This window comes from Roseovarius litorisediminis (assembly GCF_900172295.1).
Taxonomy (GTDB): domain Bacteria; phylum Pseudomonadota; class Alphaproteobacteria; order Rhodobacterales; family Rhodobacteraceae; genus Roseovarius; species Roseovarius litorisediminis.
In genome coordinates, this window is sequence record NZ_FWFL01000008.1 from 163401 (window position 1) to 178008 (window position 14608).

Consider the following 14608-nt stretch of genomic DNA (forward strand, 5'->3'; position numbering starts at 1 on the left):
CCCATATGAAAAAAGGAATATGCAATGAGCCTGGATCGTTTTGTTGAAGCACAGGATCAGGATTGGCCCTCGCCCGTTCTAGAGTTGCGCAACGGCCGGAAACTGGGCCACTGGATGTGGTATGTCTTTCCGCAGATCGCGGGGCTGGGCCGCACGAAATTTGCCATGACATACGCGATTGCGGATCTGGATGAGGCGCAGGCTTATCTGGCGCATCCGGTTCTGGGACCGCGATTGATCGAGGTATGCGAGGCGATGATGTCGGTGGATGGCAAGACTGCCGTAAACGTTCTGGGCAGTATTGATGCGCTGAAACTGCAGTCCTGTGCGACGCTGTTTCAAGCGGCTGGCGGGGGCGAGATTTTTGGCCAGATACTATCTAAATTTTACCTCAACCAGCCCTGTCCGCAGACGCTGAAAATTCTGGGAAAGAGCTGAGCCATGCACTATGCCCCGGGGCACGAGGCCTGTCCCCTGCCCTATTCGCCATTCAAATCCTGCACCGTGCCGCGGCCCATCGGCTGGTTGTCGACGGTCAGCGCGGATGGTCTGCATAATCTGGCGCCCTACAGCCAGTGGCAGAACCTGACATTCGATCCGCCGATGGTGATGTTTGCCGCCAATCAATACCCCGACGGGCGGCGCAAGGACACGGTGATAAATGCCGAAACGACGGGTTGGTTCGTGTGGAACATGGCGACCTATGCCTTGCGCGAGGCGGTCAATCTATCGGCCATGGCGGTGGGCCCGGAAGAAGATGAGTTTGACACCGCTGGCGTGACCAAAGCAGCCTGCCTGCAGGCACCAGGCGCAAGGGTGGCCGAAAGCCCCTGCCATTTTGAATGCCGTTATCTGAGCACGCACCGCCTGCCCGGTGACAGCAATGTCGGCTGGGTTGATGTGGTTTTTGGCCGGGTTGAGCAGATCCATGTGGACGACAGCGTTATCCGGCCCGATGGCAGACTGGATATCGCCAAGATCGAGCCGATCGCGCGCATGGGATATTATGATTACACCTGCGTGCGCGACGTATTTGAAATGCGCATTCCAAATGCCTCGGGGGTCGCGGAAGACGGCCTGGAAGGCAAAGCATAAAACTTATCAACAAGGAGGACTTCAAGATGAAACGACGTGAATTTCTGACCACCGGTGCACTTGGCGCGGCGGCAACGACACTGGCAGCCCCTGCCGTAGCGCAGGGTGTCACACAATGGAGCATGGTCACCGCGTGGCCGAAAAACCTGCCCGGGCCGGGTGTGGCGGCGCAAACGCTGGCGGACCGGATCACCACCCTGTCGGGCGGGCGCCTGGAAGTGACATTGCATGCCGCCGGCGAAATTGTGCCCGGTCGCGGCGTGTTTGATGCCGTGGCCGAGGGCACGGCGCAACTGTATCACGCAGTGCCCGCCTATTGGGGCTCGAAATCCAAGGGCATCCTGCTGTTTGGCTCGCAACCCTTTGGCCTGCGCGCCGATGAACAGGTGGGCTGGATGGTGCATGGTGGCGGCCAGGCGCTGTATGACGAGATGTACGGTCGTTTCGGTATCAAACCGTTCCTGTGTGGAAATTCAGGCCCGCAATGGTTTGGCTGGTTCCGCAACGAGATCAATTCGGTCGACGACCTGAAGGGCGTGAAATACCGCACCACCGGTCTGGCATCCGAAATGTGCGCCGAGATCGGCATGGCGGTGCAGGCCATGTCTGGCCCGGCGATGTTCCAGGCGCTGCAATCGGGGGCGCTGGACGCGGGTGAGTTCATCGGCCCCTGGACCGACAGCGCGCTTGGCTATCATCAGGTAGCAAAAAATTACTATTGGCCCGGCATCGGCGAGCCGTCCTCGGCCGAGGAATGCGGGGTCAATCAGGCGGCCTATGATGCGCTGCCGGATGATCTGAAGGGCGTTGTCGCGACCGCGTGTGCCAGTCTCTATAACGATGTCTGGACCGAGTATGAGACCAAGCACGCACGGGCGCTTAAAAAGCTGGTCGAGACCGAGGGTGTTATTCCCCGCAAGCTGCCGGATTCAGTTGTGATGGAAATGGGCAAGGCCGCTGGCAAAGTCATGGAAGGGTTGCGCGCCGACGAGGATGAACTTGTGGTACGTATCACCGAAAGCTTCCTTGCCTACCGCGACTCGGTTGGCTCTTACATGACCTATGCCGACAACGGTCAGATGAACGCCCGCGCGATGGTGCTGGGCTACTAGAAAGCAATTGCGCAGCCCCGGCGCAGGGGCTGCGTTTTCTAATTGGGGCGGGGCATGGAACGACTGGCGGGCAGACTGAACCTGATCAATCACTCAGTGGGCCGTTTGGTGCGCTGGCTGGCGCTGATCATGGTGCTGGTGCAGTTTGTCGTGGTGCTGCTGCGCTATGTCTACGGCTTCAGCTCGATCGCACTGAATGAAAGTGTGCTATATATGCATAGCGCCCTGTTCATGCTGGGGGCAGGGTATACCCTGCTGGTTGATGACCATGTGCGCGTGGATATTTTTCAGGCCAAGGCATCGGACCGAGGCAAGGCGCGGATTGATGTTTTTGGCCACATCGTGCTGCTGTTCCCGTCGATGCTGGCGCTGCTGTACTGGTCGTGGCCGTCGGTCCGTAATGCATGGGCAATTTATGAAGGGCCGTTATCTGTGGGCGGCATCCCGGCGGTGTTTCTGCTGAAATCCCTGATCCCGGCGTTTTGCGTGCTACTGCTGATCCAGTCGCTGGCCTGTTTGCTAAGCAAGTTGGCCGTGCTTGCCGGTGGCAGAGCATGATCACCGAATATCTGGATCTTTTGATGTTTGCCGCGCTGATGGGCGCGATCCTGCTGGGCTTTCCGGTTTCATTCGCCATCGCCGGTGTCGCCATCGGCTTTGCCTATCTGGGTTATGCCGCAGGCGTGATGAACCTAAGCCTGCTGGGTGCCCTGGGCCAACGGGTGTTCGGGGTGATCACCAATGACGTGCTGATTGCCATCCCACTGTTTGTGACCATGGGGGTGATCCTTGAACGGTCGCATATCGCCGAGGATCTACTGGATACGATGGGGCGGCTGTTTGGGCAGTTGCGTGGGGGCCTTGGCATTTCGGTGGTTCTGGTCGGTGCGCTGCTGGCGGCCTCGACCGGCATTGTGGGGGCCACGGTAATTGCCATGGGCATGATCGCCCTGCCGACGATGCTGCGCACCGGGTATGACCCAAGGCTTGCCTCGGGGTTGGTCTGCACCGCCGGTACGCTGGGGCAGATCATTCCGCCCTCGACCCTGCTGATCATCCTGAGCGACGTGATGTCGAGCGCCTATCAGCAGGCGCAATACGAGCAGGGCAAGTTTTCGGTCGAGACAATCTCGGTCGGCCAGATATTTGCCGGGGCGCTGATACCGGGGCTGACGTTGGTGGCGATCTACATCCTTTACCTGTTGGTTCTGGGCGTGATCCGCCCGCAAGATATGCCGCCTGCCCCCACACCCGAAGGGCGGCCCGGCCTGACCGAGCTGGCAGGCGCCGTGGCACCGCCGGTGGTGCTGATAATCGCCGTTCTGGGTGCAATCCTAAGCGGGATTGCGACGCCTACCGAAGCAGCATCAGTTGGGGCTGTCGGCGCCATTCTGATGGCCGGGGCGCGTCAGGGGGTCAGCCGACGGCTGATCCTGGCAGGCGTTGCGGCGCTGCTGATACTGGCGGTGGCTGCAGGCGTTGCGCCGGTCAGGTTGCAGCGTAGCGATGCGGGAATGGGCGCATGGACCCTTGGCGCGGTTTACGGTGTGCTGGCCCTGCTGGGCATGGCGGCGGTGCTGGCGTCGCTGCGCAAGCTGGCGCAACGCGATGTGCTGCCAGGTGCCGTAACAACGACGATGACCGTGACCGCCATGATCTTTGCCACCATCCTGATGGCATCGGTGTTTTCGCTGGTCTTTGTCGGCCTTGGCGGCGACGCCCGGGTAGAGCAGATTTTACAGGCCATGCCAGGGGGCGCCACGGGGGCGCTGATCTTTGCCATGGTGCTGATATTCGTGCTGGGGTTTTTCCTCGATTTCGTCGAGATCACGGTGATCCTGCTACCACTGGTGGCGCCCGTGCTGATCCTTATGGGACATGATCCGGTCTGGCTGGCCATTCTGATTGCAATCAACCTGCAAACCTCGTTTCTGACCCCGCCTTTCGGCTTTTCGTTGTTTTATCTTCGCGGGGCCGCCCCACCCGAGATTTCCACCGGGCAAATCTATGCAGGCGTGGCGCCATTCATCGTGTTGCAGGTGCTGTGCATTGCGGTGATCTGGCTGGTGCCGGGGCTGGCAACATGGCTGCCGGGGCTGGTGTTCTGATCAAAGAATATCGCGGAACAGCATTTTGCGCCCCAGTTCCAACCCTTCTGTCTTGCTGGGAATGTTGCCGCCGCTAACAATCTCTGTCCAATGCTGGTACTTGCCTTTTGCATCTTCCAACTGACCCAGACGTGCAAGGCTGACCCCCCACCCCAACCAGGCCGAAGCAAGGCCCGAATCCAGCTGCGTTGCTTTTTCGTATTTTCCAATGGCCTGCTCGTGCTGCCCAAGTTTGGCAAGGCTTGCCCCCCAGCCCAGCCAAACCGAGGCAAGTTCGGGATTTTCAGTTGCTGCCCGTTCGAATTTCTCGATTGCCTCTTTGTGGCGTTCGAGCCGCCCCAGGCTAACCCCCCAGCCGTACCACGGCAGGGCGAACCCATGCATCCCGTGGGAATTGGCCAGTGCGGTGGACGTTTCATACCATCTGACCGAGGCGTCTATGTTGCCGTTGCGATACTCCATATTGGCAATCATGTTCGCACCCCAGGCCGCATGCTTGTGGTCGATGTCAACCAGCTGCCGCGCAATTTGTAGCGATTTTTCGCGATCGGCGGGATTGTCATAGTAATAAGCCGCCACAACATAGGGGTCGATTTTTTCAAGTAGTTTCAGTGCGGAAGCTATAAAATATTCATCAACACTCTGGCCGCCAATTTCACCCGCACTTACGATCTGCATCCCCTGATCGGTGATGACACGCAAACGCAATGCCAGTGAGCGCGACGCGCAATCGGAATCAAGGCAGATAATTTCGCCAGCGATTCGGGTCTGCTTGAGGCCCAGAAGTTCGCGTAGCATCTGGGTCAGGCCCTGCAGGGAAATTCCTGTGCCCGGCTCGACCACATCCAGTTGTCGTGATGCTGTCATGAGTGAGGTCTGGGGTTTTAGTGTGCCTGAATTGTCCTGTATGGTCTGGACCGCATCCCATAGCCGATGCGCCGCAACTGACCCGGAATAGCCCATGTCCGACAGCTTTCTGGGCAGACCGATTTCCTCGATGATCACCGGGCGTCGCAGCAGTTCGATTGCCGTCACAGCAAGCACGGCAACGATCGACCCGATTACAACCGAATTTATGATGGTTGACCTTAGAAAAACAAGCCAATCGACAAACTGCTGCCGACGGTTTTTCCGGGGTTCGGCGGGGGCGGTTAAAACAAGGTCGCCATACGTAATTTCAACAAATTGATTTTCCGGCATAACACGTACCCATGGTTAGCCACACAACCACAGTATAGCACAACCCTAGGGAAACGCGACCCTGCTAAGGTGTCGAACCATGAGGATCAATATTTGTAAGGTCAAACGCCATCGTTACCTTGTTGCGATCCAGCCCGGTAAAAACCCAACCAAGATGGCGATAAAGGGCCACGTTTTCGGGCATGTCGACATGGGTGGAAAGCCGCAATTCATGGTGGCCTGCCTGCCGTGCCGTGCCAATGGCGGCATGGATCAGCGCTTTGCCGACACCGCGACCAGCGCGCCTTGGGTGCACAGCAAGGTTCATCAGCCAGGGCTTTTCACCGGCCAATGATACGATGACCCCTCCAATCAGGTCATCGCCGTCGCAGGCCACGCAAACCCAGTTGTTCCGGATGTCATCGGGGATTCCTTCCGAAACCGGAGGCAGAGCAATGCCAGCTTCGCGGTATCTGGCATATTCCGCATCAATGACCGCAATCAGCGCCGGGCTGTCGTGGTTCCGTGCGATGCGCAATTCGTATGCCACAGGCTGATACTCTGGTTCACGCCGGAAGTGTGCCTTCAAGCACATAGCGCAGGATATCAACCACCTGAGCCGGATCGCGCGCCACCGCAAGGGCGGCAGCATCCACTTCTTTCAGGGCATGGTCATGCTCGGGCTGTTGCAGGATGATCAGCGACTTGCCAAGGGCGGCAGCATAGCCAGCATCAAAGGCCGCGTTCCATTGCTTGTATTTCTCACCAAACCGCACCACCACCACATCGGCATCGGCAATCCCTTTGCGGGTACGGATGGCATTCACCATCGCGCCCTTGTGGTCGTGCCAGTATTTGTTGTCCTCGGCGCCCAGAATGATCACGCCGCAATCGTCGCTGGCTGCGTGATCGGTTACGGGACTGTCAAAGGTGACATCCAGCCCCTCGGCCCCTTGGGTGATCTGTTCGCGCCAATCGGTGTGGATTTCGCCGGAAAGGTAGATTTTAAGGGTCATGGGTGTTCTCTCCTGTCAGTCTTTACGGGCCGGGCCAGTCGCAGCTTCTTTCATGATCTCGGCCACTGTCTCGTCCGCGACCTGATTGAAGATCTGATAGTGCAGGCCTACCGCCCGGAAGTAACGCGGCACAAGCGGACAGACAACCCGGTCAACCAATGGCCTCAGCGCGTCTAGCGTGTCACGTGCGGCGACCGGCACCGCCAGAATGACCTGCGCCGGGCCACGTTCGCGCAGCGCCAGCAAGGCCGCGTGCACCGTCGCACCGGTCGCAATACCGTCATCCACTAGGATCGCCGTGCAGCCGGTTACATCAACAGGCGCGCGGTCTGCCAGATACATCTTGCGCCGCGCTGCCAGTTCGGTGCGTTTGGTGCTGATCGTCCCCTCCAGATCATCAGGGGTCAGCCCCGCCATGGCGAGGATATGATCGTTAAAAAAGATATGTTCCGGCGGCCCGTCAACGATGGCCCCCGCAGCCAGTTCAGGCTGCCCGGGCAGGCCGATCTTGCGCACAAGAACAAGATCAAGTGGCGCATCAAGTGCTTGCGCCACGGGCACGGCCACAGGCAACCCGCCACGCGGCAGGGCCAGAACGACCGGGCGGGTCAGATCCAGTTCCTGCAACCTATCCGCCAGAGTCTGCCCTGCCTCGGTTCTGTCCCTGTACATCCTAATTCCCCTGCCACTTCAGACAGGGGAAAGCTTAGTCACATCATTTGGTTGGGGCAATCCGGCTGAATTTACCCGCGCAGCGTGCCGCCGGTGGCCTTGGCAACTTTTTCGACAATCTTGGCCGATACAGCCTCGATATCGGCCTCTTTGAGGGTTGCCTTGGTAGGTTGCAGGCGCACAGTGATGGCCAGAGATTTCTTACCTTCACCAAGGCTGCCGCCGATAAATTCATCAAACACGCGCACGTCTTCGATCAAAGCCTTGTCGACCCCGGCAGCGGCATTGACCAGTGTCAGCGCCTCGACATCGGCATCGACAACAAAGGCAAAGTCACGCTCGACCGCCTGCAGGTCGCGCAGTTCCAGCGCGCCTCGGTTGGCACCGGAGTTGCGCGGCAGCGGGATTTCCTGAGGGAAAAGCGTAAAGGCCACGGCGGGGCCTTTGACATCCATAGCGCTTAGCACACGGGGGTGCAGCTCACCAAAGACGCCCAGCACTTTTTTCGGGCCCAGGCAGATGCGGCCATGGCGGCCCGGATGCCACCACCCAGCCCCGCCGCGCAGGATCTGCACCTTTGCCGGTGCGCCGATGGCGGACAAAACCGCCTCGGCGTCCGCCTTGGTGTCATAGACATCCACACTGCGCGAGGCGCCATGCACATCCTTGGGGCCGGTGCGCCCCACCAGAAGGCCCGCCACCTGCACATGTTGTTGCTCGGGCTCGCCGCCGTCAAAGGCATGGCCCACTTCGAAAAGCGCCACATCCATCAGACCGCGTGCCTGATTGCGTGCGGCGGCCTGCAACAGACCAGGCAGCAGATCGGGGCGCATATGGCTCATCTCGCTGCTGATCGGATTGGCCAGCATGGTGGCGTCCTTGCCGCCACCAAAGAGCGCGGCACTAGCCTGATCAATGAAGCTGTAGGTGACGCACTCGTTATATCCCAAAGCCGCGGTGGTGCGCCGCGCAATCTGTTCGCGCTGCTGCATCGGACTGAGGATCGGTGCAGGAATACCGGTATGGGCACGCGGCAAGGGCTTGCCGACAAGTTTGGTCAGCGAGGCGATGCGCGCCACCTCTTCCACCAGATCGGCCTCGCCCATAACGTCGGGGCGCCAGCTGGGCACATGAGCCATGTTGCCTTCCAGCCGGAACCCAAGGGCCGTGAGCGTCTGGCGTTGCTCGGATTCAGGGATATCCATGCCCACCAGTGACTGCACCCGCGCCGTATCCAGCTTGTAAGCGCGGGCCACATTGGGCACTTCGCCGGCAGTGACACGGTTCGATGGTTCGCCACCGCAGAGATCAAGTATCATCTGCGTGGCCAGATCAATCGCAGGCATGTTAAAGGCCGGATCAATGCCGCGTTCGTTGCGATAACGCGCATCGGAGTTGATTTTCAAAGCGCGGCCCGTGCTGGCGATCTGCACGTGATCCCACACCGCAGCCTCAAGAAACACATTGGTGGTCTCGGGCGTACAGCCGGTAGCCAGCCCGCCCATGATACCGCCGATGGATTCAATCCCGTTGTCATCCGAGATCACCACCTGCCCGGCGCTGAACGTGTATTCTTTTTCATCCAGACCGACCAGAGTTTCGCCGCCCTTTGCGCGGTGAATGCGCAGGTTGCCCTGCACCTTGTCAGCATCAAACACATGCAATGGACGATTACGGTCAAAGGTGAAAAAATTGGTGATATCCACAAGTGCCGAAATCGGGCGCAGACCGATGGCGCGCAACCGGTCTTGCAGCCATTCGGGGCTAGGCCCGTTGGTGACACCACGGATCAGGCGGCCGGCGAAGACCTCACAGCCATTTTCGCGGGTATCCTCGTCGATGGTCACGGTAATCGGGCAGGTGAACTGCCCCTCGACATGCGCCTCGGAGGCCGGTTTCATCGTACCCAGACCGCGCGCTGCCAGATCCAGTGCAATGCCTCGCACGCCCAGTGCATCGGGGCGGTTCGGGGTGATGGCAATGTCGATCACAGGGTCCACCTTGGCCGGATCATTTTCGGCCAGCCAGTCGGTGAATTTCTGTCCAACCTCACCTGATGGCAATTCAATGATGCCGTCGTGTTCTTCGCTGAGTTCCATCTCGCGTTCGGAACACATCATGCCGTAGCTTTCGATGCCGCGAATCTTGCCGACGCCGATGGTGGTGTCGATGCCGGGCACATAAATGCCCGGCTTGGCGATAACCACGGTGATTCCTTCCCGGGCGTTGGGCGCGCCGCAGATAATCTGGGTTTCGCCTGCGTCAGTCATGACCTGACAAACGCGCAGGCGGTCAGCCTCAGGATGTTTTTCGGCTTTGATGACCTTGCCGATGGTAAAATCGCCCAACCGTTCCGCCGGATTTGAAATCTCTTCGACCTCAAGCCCGAGGTCGGTCAGGGCCTCGGCGATCTCATCAACCGAGGCATTGGTTTCAAGGTGATCTTTCAGCCAGGAAAGTGTGAACTTCATTGCGTCATTCCGCCGGTAAAAAATGGGTCATACGCGCTTTAGCGGATATGGCGGAGAGGGGGAAGCCTGCAAGCCAACGCAGGGAATAAAAGCCCGCATTTCTAAGCCTCTGACAGTTGTGGATGTCGATTTGATTGGAAAAACTTTGCGTTCCCGGCAAATGTGCCGACAGCTTCTACATTCTAAAGGGGACATTTCATGCTGACTGTGTATTCAGAGAAACACAAACTGCGCGATTCCAAGGCTGAAATTTTTGGCGGCGAATTGGTGCCACCATTTGAATGCCCAAGAAGAGCCGAGATTATCCTTGAGCGTGTGAAGACACAGAAGCTGGGGCCGATCATTTCGCCAAATGACTATGGCCTTGATCCGGTTCTGGCCGTGCATGATGCAGGCTATGTCAGCTTTCTGGAAACTTGTTATTCAGAATGGAAAGCCAAGGGGTTCGGCGGTGAAGCGATCGCCCTTTGTTGGCCCACACGGACAATGAATGCGCCACAGATACCACGCGATATCGAGGGCAAGCTGGGATATTATGCACTGGCCGCCGAAACCGCGATTTCGGGCGGCACCTGGGAGGCCGCCCTTGCGTCCAAAGACGTGGCCCTTACCGCTACCGATCACGTTCTGAAAACCAAGGGTGCCGCCTTTGCACTTTGCCGTCCACCGGGGCATCACGCAGCGATTGATCAGTTTGGCGGGTATTGTTTTCTGAATAATGCCGCGATCGCTGCGCAAAACGCTTTAGACCAGGGACTTTCAAAAGTTGCGCTGCTGGATGTTGATTTCCACCACGGTAATGGTACCCAGAATATCTTCTATACGCGCGATGATGTGTTCTTTCTCTCACTGCACGGCGACCCGATGGATGCGTTTCCACATTTTTTGGGCCATGCCGAAGAAACGGGCATTGGTGCAGGCGCGGGGCTGACCGCTAATTATCCGATGCGCCCCGGCACCGGATATGCCGCCTGGAAAGCTGCGTTGGAGGACGCTATTGCCAGAATTCACGCCTATAAACCTGACCTTCTTATTATATCTTTGGGTGTTGATACCTTTCAGAACGATCCGATCAGCTTTTTCAAACTGACCTCGGATGATTTTACAGATTATGGTCAACTGCTGGGTAATATGGGCCTGCCAACGGTTTATGTGATGGAAGGCGGTTATGCGGTGGACGAGGTGGGTATAAACACAATCAACGTGCTGCAAGGGCATATGGCTGCACAATCTGCAAAACCGTAGGGCCGCCAGACCGAATTTTTCGCGCGGAGGCATAAAGCCTCTAAACCGGATCACGGATCAGGCTTTGACACATGCAGTGCACGCCGCCTCCGCCCTGAGTGATCATGGAAAGGTCGGGGTCATAAATGGTGAACCCCAGTGCCTTGAGCTTTTCTTTAAGGGTTTTCGAGCCTGCGGGCAGCAATACCCGGTCGTCGCCCAAAGCCACTACGTTACAGCCAAGCGCCACCGTCTCGGAGAACGGGACCGAAACAATCTCAATACCCTTTGCCTTCAGCCAGTACACAATTTCGGGGTCGGTACAATCCAGACAGACCGCTGCCAGCTTGGGGGCCAGCATCACCACCATAAGGTCAATATGCACATAAAACGGGTCAAGATCGGCCAGCTTTACCTCCCAGCCTTCGGCTTCCATCCAGCGGGCCACCTGTTTCGCCCCCTGCTCCTGTGTGCGGCCCTCGTCACCCTCCCAGCCTATCAGAACGCAGCCTGGCTCGATCACGTTGAAATCCCCGCCCTCAAAGGTGCCGGCAGTGACATAGTCGTAAATCGGGATGCCCAGCTTCTGGTAGGTTTCAATCGCGCGAAAGTTTTCGCCACGCCGCCACCATTGGGACATATGGGTGATGATGGCGCCAAAAGGCGTCATGACACTGCTGTCGCGCGCATAGACCTGATAGGGCAGTTCGGGATCAGCAATATGTTCATGCACCTCGACACCCGCGCTTTGATAAGCATCCACCATCTCGGCATGCTGGGCGCGGGCCACATCCAGACTAAACGGCACGCCCCGGCGCAGGGTCTTTTTCGACACCGAGCTGGTCTGCAGCCAGCGGTAATTCTCGATCGGTCCCAGAAGGACGGACCGCAGCGTGCCGTAATCCGAATTGGCGCCCCAGTTGTTGAGGGTCGGCGTACCGCCACCGCCGCGCCGCACGCGCAGGGAAAACCCGGTGGATTGGTCGTTCATGGCTGGCCCCTTTATTCTGATCGGCGTCAACCGTCACCGCGATTCAAGCTCAAGTCAAGCGACCGTGACACGTTCCGCCTTGCGGGCGGCGACATGTGCCAGCCAGTTAACCAACTCGCGTGCACGGTTCTGCGGAGCAAATGCCTGCGGCGTGGTGCCAAGGCGGGCTGCTGCGGCGGCAGCAGTGTCACCCTGTTCAAGATCCGCCGCCAGATCGGCAAAGCTTGAATAAATGCTGGCGCGGCGGATATGCCCGGCCACGCCTTTGGGTTCCAGTTCAGGGTGATATTGCGCACCCCAGAAATCAACCCCGTCCTTTTCATAGACAAACGCCTGAATCGGGCAATGCGCATTCGAAGCGATCAAGATCGCGCCTTCGGGCAGGCGCTGCACCTCATCGCGGTGCATGCAAGCCACCGCGTAGCCATCGCTGCGGCCCGCCATCAAAGGATGGGTCTGGCCGGCTTCGGTAATCTTCATCCCGCGGGTGACGCCAATTTCGATCCCGTTGGGCGAGGGCCCAACAGCACCGCCCAGCACCAACGCGGCCAGTTGCATGCCATTGCACGATCCCCAGATCGGCAAACCGGTATCCATCGCCACTTTCATGGCATCACGCCAGGGGGCCACCTCGGGCGCATCTGCTGGCCATGGGCCGCCCGACCCGGTAAAGATCACACCGTCGACGCCTGTGAAAATTTCCCCCGGAACCACGTCTTCAGGGGCAACAGGGCGACAGGCCGTGCCTGGCGCCAGGATTTTAATCGTGGCAAGAAAAGCATCCGCCTCGAAATGGCCGGCGGCCATAATCTCGGGCGGGCTTCCTTCGACGATCAGCAGGGTACTCATCGGCGCATTTCCTTTGAACGGGTCGGGTTGAACCTGTCAGAAACATGAGGAAAACAGCCGCAAAAGTGCGACATGGAAAGGCAGGTTTACGCCAGCTTCAGGGGTAGCTGGGGTCGCGCCCCAGCAGCTGATCCAACTGCCGTGCAATCCAGCCCCGGGGGATAAAATGCCCGCGCGCGTGCACGTCCAGCACCACACGGCCTGAATCGCAATCCTCCCATTCGGTACGGTCAAACAGGTCTTCCCGGGTGATCCGCCATTCGCCCATGTTTTTCCCGTCGCCACAGCCGAATTTCTCGCGCCACAGCGCCACGGGATATGTCGTATCGCCGCCGGGACCAAAGGGGAAATCCATCACGTTATCGCGGGTGCCGTGCACATGGCGCACCTCTTGCGGGGCCTCAGGGCAATCCTCGGACTGGCGCAGCGTGCCCGAGACCGCCAGCAAGGCCGCCACCCCGTTGCCATGCTCGCAGACATAGCGCCACGCCATGGCCGAGCCATAGGAATACCCCGAGACATAGATGCGGCTACGGTCGATGGGATAACGTTTGGCGGCGTCCTCGATCACCTTGGCCGCGAAGGCCACGTCATCGGTATCATGATCCCAGAAATCCCACGTCTTGCCGCGCCCATTCGGCGCCAAGAGCAGCACACCCCGCCTGCGCGTCGCGCCCGAGATACGGCTATGTTTGACAATCAGCGTGCCCTGCCGCATCCAGCCGTGAAAATGCAGCAGCACCGGCAAGGGGGTCACGCCATCCCAATCATCGGGTTCCTTGACGTGATAAGAGCGATCGCCCAGCTGACAGGAAATTTCAGCGTGGCAACCGGAGTCCTGCGCTCCAACCGCCAGCGCCGCGTTGGCCCAAGCGATCAACAACAAACCCAAGACAACCCGCATTACATTCCTTTCAACTTTCGCTTATCGGAAATGTACCGCGCGGAACCGGAATGTCACGTCACAAGGGTGTCAGAACGCACCGGCATTCAGTGGCCTATCTAATTGCAGCGAAGTTGATTCAGGATACCCAAACAGCTTAGTGATTTCTCTCCTTGCGAGATCGTCACTTTCTGCCACAGGATTTTATCCTCGGATTGCACATCCATCGTGGTGCGGAGCAGTTTCGCGCAGTCGTTGATATTGGCCTTGCAGGTCATCAACAGGATGCCCGAGGCCAGATCGGAACTACCCGTGGTCTGGATATCGCCCACGATCATCTCCGCAATCTTCTCCTCAATCGCAGCCGGGCCCGGCTTGGTGGCAAAAAGCGCTCCTGCGCTTGCAACGGCAGCCACCATAAGGATGGTGGTTTTGGTACTCATTGGACGGCTCCTTTTACTCGGTACGTTGGCGGCAGAGTGGCGCAGGTTGGTTGGATTTTTTGAGAGGATATGTAGGGCGAGTGAGGTCACACCTACAGTCATTTGAAAGCCATACGCACGAGATTGAGGGCAACGCCCGACCGCGGGTGGGTGCAAAGCGCCCGCCCATGGGGGCGGTCGGGCGCTGCCCGGCGGTGCCGGGCGTAGTGCCAATGAGAATGTTTAATGTTGACCGATGGTACATGCGAGCACGCATCCTTCGGCTGGATTAAAGGTCAACGCCCGTATGATCTTTCAGTTTCTTTTTGGCGAAACCGACTGCCAAAGCTTTCACAATCTCCAATGCGGCGCTGCCACCCGTTTCTTTGACTGCAGTCGTAGTTTTGCTCCAGATACCAGGATCACGTACGGCATCCAGATAGTCGTGCCCATTCCAGCTAGGGCCTGTTAACACTATTACGTAGTGCTGTTTGATGCTAAGTATCTGTTATGAATGAGATAACAGAAAATCAATACGCGCTGATCCAGCCCTACTTGCCAGTCCAGCGCGGGAATGTGCGGGTTT

16 protein-coding genes are annotated in these 14608 nt (G+C 58.5%); 6 read left to right on the forward strand and 10 right to left on the reverse strand.

The genetic code is table 11. The annotated features are described in order from the left end of the window. The first annotated feature begins 24 nt into the window (after positions 1–24). Genes PEL8287_RS15440 through PEL8287_RS15460 form a run of 5 tightly spaced genes read left to right on the forward strand, consistent with a single transcriptional unit; the run spans position 25 to position 4315 of the window. On the forward strand, positions 25–438 hold the full coding sequence (locus tag PEL8287_RS15440; RefSeq protein WP_085893323.1) for a DUF1810 domain-containing protein: 414 nt from the start codon (positions 25–27) through the stop codon (positions 436–438). A 3-nt stretch (positions 439–441) separates the two neighbouring features. After that, positions 442–1095 carry a flavin reductase family protein gene (locus PEL8287_RS15445; protein WP_085893324.1) on the forward strand — a complete coding sequence of 218 codons (654 nt, stop codon included), beginning with the start codon at positions 442–444 and terminating at the stop codon, positions 1093–1095. 26 nt (positions 1096–1121) lie between these two features. Next, the gene (locus tag PEL8287_RS15450) at positions 1122–2207 is read left to right on the forward strand and encodes a TRAP transporter substrate-binding protein (RefSeq protein WP_085893325.1); all 1086 of its coding nucleotides are present in this window, start codon (positions 1122–1124) and stop codon (positions 2205–2207) included. 54 nt (positions 2208–2261) lie between these two features. Beyond that, entirely contained in the window at positions 2262–2765 is a 504-nt protein-coding gene (locus PEL8287_RS15455; RefSeq protein ID WP_085893326.1) for a TRAP transporter small permease subunit, read from the forward strand. Further along, positions 2765–4315, forward strand: coding sequence for a TRAP transporter large permease (locus PEL8287_RS15460; RefSeq protein ID WP_176228668.1), 1551 nt, complete (start codon positions 2765–2767; stop codon positions 4313–4315). Before PEL8287_RS15455 ends, PEL8287_RS15460 begins: the two co-directional genes overlap by 1 nt. Here the strand turns inward: PEL8287_RS15460 and PEL8287_RS15465 are convergent, their stop codons facing one another. The 5 genes from PEL8287_RS15465 to pheT all read right to left on the reverse strand — a co-directional run bounded on the left by PEL8287_RS15465 (position 4316) and on the right by pheT (position 9653). Beyond that, positions 4316–5515, reverse strand: a complete 1200-nt coding sequence (locus PEL8287_RS15465) for a tetratricopeptide repeat protein (protein ID WP_085893328.1) — start codon at positions 5513–5515, stop codon at positions 4316–4318. A gap of 64 nt (positions 5516–5579) precedes the next feature. Beyond that, the gene (locus PEL8287_RS15470; RefSeq protein WP_176228667.1) at positions 5580–6044 is read right to left on the reverse strand and encodes a GNAT family N-acetyltransferase; all 465 of its coding nucleotides are present in this window, start codon (positions 6042–6044) and stop codon (positions 5580–5582) included. A gap of 16 nt (positions 6045–6060) precedes the next feature. Beyond that, on the reverse strand, positions 6061–6510 hold the full coding sequence (locus tag PEL8287_RS15475) for a YtoQ family protein (protein ID WP_085893330.1): 450 nt from the start codon (positions 6508–6510) through the stop codon (positions 6061–6063). A gap of 15 nt (positions 6511–6525) precedes the next feature. After that, entirely contained in the window at positions 6526–7182 is a 657-nt protein-coding gene (locus tag PEL8287_RS15480) for a phosphoribosyltransferase (RefSeq protein WP_085893331.1), read from the reverse strand. Between the two features lie 71 nt (positions 7183–7253). Beyond that, complete coding sequence (gene pheT / locus PEL8287_RS15485) at positions 7254–9653, reverse strand: phenylalanine--tRNA ligase subunit beta (protein WP_085893332.1); 2400 nt, start codon at positions 9651–9653, stop codon at positions 7254–7256. A 198-nt stretch (positions 9654–9851) separates the two neighbouring features. On the opposite strand from pheT, the gene PEL8287_RS15490 reads away from it, so the two are divergent. Next, positions 9852–10898, forward strand: a complete 1047-nt coding sequence (locus PEL8287_RS15490; protein ID WP_085893333.1) for a histone deacetylase family protein — start codon at positions 9852–9854, stop codon at positions 10896–10898. Positions 10899–10938: 40 nt separating this feature from the next. On the opposite strand, the gene PEL8287_RS15495 is transcribed toward PEL8287_RS15490, so the two are convergent. The 5 genes from PEL8287_RS15495 to PEL8287_RS20560 all read right to left on the reverse strand — a co-directional run bounded on the left by PEL8287_RS15495 (position 10939) and on the right by PEL8287_RS20560 (position 14497). Then, a complete protein-coding gene (locus tag PEL8287_RS15495; RefSeq protein ID WP_085893334.1) occupies positions 10939–11868 on the reverse strand; it encodes a dimethylarginine dimethylaminohydrolase family protein in 930 nt (309 codons plus the stop codon). Positions 11869–11922: 54 nt separating this feature from the next. Beyond that, the gene (locus PEL8287_RS15500) at positions 11923–12717 is read right to left on the reverse strand and encodes a type 1 glutamine amidotransferase (protein WP_085893335.1); all 795 of its coding nucleotides are present in this window, start codon (positions 12715–12717) and stop codon (positions 11923–11925) included. Positions 12718–12814: 97 nt separating this feature from the next. Then, positions 12815–13621, reverse strand: a complete 807-nt coding sequence (locus tag PEL8287_RS15505; protein WP_085893336.1) for a CE1 family esterase — start codon at positions 13619–13621, stop codon at positions 12815–12817. A gap of 98 nt (positions 13622–13719) precedes the next feature. Continuing rightward, positions 13720–14043 (reverse strand): hypothetical protein, encoded by a 324-nt coding sequence (locus PEL8287_RS15510; RefSeq protein WP_085893337.1) that lies wholly within the window; start codon positions 14041–14043, stop codon positions 13720–13722. A 268-nt stretch (positions 14044–14311) separates the two neighbouring features. Then, positions 14312–14497 carry a DUF2513 domain-containing protein gene (locus tag PEL8287_RS20560; protein WP_085893338.1) on the reverse strand — a complete coding sequence of 62 codons (186 nt, stop codon included), beginning with the start codon at positions 14495–14497 and terminating at the stop codon, positions 14312–14314. Positions 14498–14608 lie beyond the last annotated feature (111 nt).

Coding starts and splice junctions, on each gene's coding strand:
- PEL8287_RS15440 (WP_085893323.1), top strand. CDS start 25: ATGAGCCTGGATCGTTTTGTTGAAGCACAGGATCAGGATTGGCCCTCG.
- PEL8287_RS15445 (WP_085893324.1), top strand. CDS start 442: ATGCACTATGCCCCGGGGCACGAGGCCTGTCCCCTGCCCTATTCGCCA.
- PEL8287_RS15450 (WP_085893325.1), top strand. CDS start 1,122: ATGAAACGACGTGAATTTCTGACCACCGGTGCACTTGGCGCGGCGGCA.
- PEL8287_RS15455 (WP_085893326.1), top strand. CDS start 2,262: ATGGAACGACTGGCGGGCAGACTGAACCTGATCAATCACTCAGTGGGC.
- PEL8287_RS15465 (WP_085893328.1), bottom strand. CDS start 5,515: ATGCCGGAAAATCAATTTGTTGAAATTACGTATGGCGACCTTGTTTTA.
- PEL8287_RS15475 (WP_085893330.1), bottom strand. CDS start 6,510: ATGACCCTTAAAATCTACCTTTCCGGCGAAATCCACACCGATTGGCGC.
- PEL8287_RS15480 (WP_085893331.1), bottom strand. CDS start 7,182: ATGTACAGGGACAGAACCGAGGCAGGGCAGACTCTGGCGGATAGGTTG.
- pheT (WP_085893332.1), bottom strand. CDS start 9,653: ATGAAGTTCACACTTTCCTGGCTGAAAGATCACCTTGAAACCAATGCC.
- PEL8287_RS15490 (WP_085893333.1), top strand. CDS start 9,852: ATGCTGACTGTGTATTCAGAGAAACACAAACTGCGCGATTCCAAGGCT.
- PEL8287_RS15495 (WP_085893334.1), bottom strand. CDS start 11,868: ATGAACGACCAATCCACCGGGTTTTCCCTGCGCGTGCGGCGCGGCGGT.
- PEL8287_RS15500 (WP_085893335.1), bottom strand. CDS start 12,717: ATGAGTACCCTGCTGATCGTCGAAGGAAGCCCGCCCGAGATTATGGCC.
- PEL8287_RS15505 (WP_085893336.1), bottom strand. CDS start 13,621: ATGCGGGTTGTCTTGGGTTTGTTGTTGATCGCTTGGGCCAACGCGGCG.
- PEL8287_RS15510 (WP_085893337.1), bottom strand. CDS start 14,043: ATGAGTACCAAAACCACCATCCTTATGGTGGCTGCCGTTGCAAGCGCA.